The 370-nt window shown below is 57.0% G+C and carries 1 protein-coding gene; it reads left to right on the top strand.

The window, feature by feature from the left end:
• The coding region (locus tag QP381_RS08635; RefSeq protein ID WP_285068544.1) for a hypothetical protein at nucleotides 1-370 on the top strand (370 nt) is incomplete at both ends.

Here is a 370-nt window from a genome sequence, read left to right as displayed (position 1 = left end):
CGATTCATCCTCGGACAATGGGTAGCCGCCGAAGGCGCAGTCTACGACATGTGGAACCCCACCGAACACGTCATCCCCTGGGAAAACATTCCCCCAATCCGCCAAACCCTAGCAGTCGGCATGGACTACGGCACAACCAACCCCACAGACGCAGTAATGCTCGCTTTGGGTGTAGACGACAGGTTATACGCGGTAGACGAATGGCGGGCAACCAAAACCCAAGGAAACCTCACAGACGCGCAAACCTCAGAACAATTCCGCAACTGGTTGTACCAAACCCGCCACCTACCCGACAGGCACTACAACAGGGACAAATACGCGGACCGGCCCCGACATATCATCGTCGACCCCGCCGCAGGCTCATTCAAAG

The organism is Pauljensenia sp. UMB6358 (assembly GCF_030216865.1).
Taxonomy (GTDB): Bacteria; Actinomycetota; Actinomycetes; order Actinomycetales; family Actinomycetaceae; genus Pauljensenia; species Pauljensenia turicensis_A.
Note: the sequence above shows the minus strand (reverse complement) of the source record. Positions and strands in the feature narration are given on the sequence as shown.